The organism is Streptococcus sp. (assembly GCF_019414905.1).
Classification (GTDB): Bacteria; Bacillota; Bacilli; order Lactobacillales; family Streptococcaceae; genus Streptococcus.
In genome coordinates, this window is the sequence record NZ_DXLC01000299.1 from 1 (window position 1) to 1391 (window position 1391).

Below are 1391 nucleotides of genomic sequence, written 5' to 3' on the forward strand. Positions count from 1 at the left end.
GCTAAATGTCATGTTTATCATGTGACATTTGACAATGTAAAAGCGCTTCCAAATATTCTACAATAGAGTCAAATAAAGGAGGTGTAGCAAAATGAAATATCTCATTTTAGTCAGTCATGGTGGATTGGCAGAAGGACTAAAAACATCGCTAGCTATGTTTGCTGGTGACAAGATGAATCAGGTCATCGCAGTTGGACTTAAAGAAGGAAAATCGGTCGATGACTTTGCAGTTGATTTTAGAGAGAGCATTTCAGAATTGACAGCAGATGATTCTGTGCTGGTCTTGGCAGACATTGTAGGTGGTAGTCCATTAACCACTGCAGCCACGGTTCTAGAAAAAGCTGGAAAGCTAGATGGAGCTTTGATTCTTGGTGGGATGAACCTCACCATGGCCCTGACAGCAGTTGGGATGAAGGATGTGTTGGATGGAGACGATATGTCAGCAACTATCTTATCAGAAGCACAGTCTGCACTACAACCTTTTGAAGTTTCAGCCACTAGTGCTGAAGAAGATGATGACGATATTTAATAGGGAGGTACCTTATGGTAGTAACATTTGTACGGATTGATGACCGCATGATTCACGGTCAAACAGTCACACGCTGGGCAAAAGAAAAACCATGTGATGGTTTGATTGCCGTAAACGATGCAGCAGCATCAAACAAGGTTTTGATCCAAGCTTACAAAGGCGCATCAGACAAGAAAACCTTTGTATGGACAAAAGAAGCCTTTAAAGAAAAGTCAGCAAAAGTAACGGAATCTGACAGTCGGTACTTCTTGATTACCAAAAACCCAATCGATATGAAGGAAATTTTGGTGGATCAAGGTTTTGTCCCAGGTGATGTCAGAGAAATCATCGTTGGCCCTGCAAATGATAGACCTGGTGCAGTGAAATTGGGCAATAACCAATCCATCACCCAGGAAGAAGCAGAAGCCTTTCAGGCTATTCAAGCAGCAGGATATAAGGTGAAATTCCAATTGTTGCCGGATGTTTCAATTGGTTACTGGGATGATTTCAAATCTAAATTTGGTTTTTAAACCTAACAGTTTTATTAGTTAGGTAAATAAATTTACAAACAAAAGGAGCGTTTGTTATGACAATTTCATGGATTCAAGCAATCTTGCTTGCAGTTTTCGCCAGCTTGTCTTCAATGCCTGGTATGGGAGGTTCCAGTATCGGGAACTATACACTCGGTCGTCCCTTGATCGGTGGGTTGATCTCAGGTTTAATTCTTGGAGATGTGACAACCGGTATCATGGTCGGGGTTGCCCTTCAAGTCGTTTATATCGCCTTGGTAACACCTGGTGGTACCGTATCTGCCGATGTGCGGGCTATCTCTTATATCGGAATTCCTCTTTCTATCTTATTTGTTCATGCCAACAATATCACG

3 protein-coding genes are annotated in these 1391 nt (G+C 41.8%); all 3 read left to right on the forward strand.

The genetic code is table 11. The features are described 5' to 3' along the window. Window positions 1-91 precede the first annotated feature (91 nt). Window positions 92-529 (forward strand): PTS fructose transporter subunit IIA, encoded by a 438-nt coding sequence (locus tag QZ359_RS09045; RefSeq protein WP_293965904.1) that lies wholly within the window; start codon window positions 92-94, stop codon window positions 527-529. Window positions 530-543: 14 nt separating this feature from the next. After that, window positions 544-1038: a PTS sugar transporter subunit IIB gene (locus tag QZ359_RS09050; RefSeq protein ID WP_070460178.1), complete on the forward strand. Its 495-nt coding sequence runs from the start codon at window positions 544-546 to the stop codon at window positions 1036-1038. 56 nt (window positions 1039-1094) lie between these two features. After that, the coding region (locus tag QZ359_RS09055; RefSeq protein WP_293965905.1) for a PTS sugar transporter subunit IIC at window positions 1095-1391 on the forward strand (297 nt) is incomplete at its 3' end.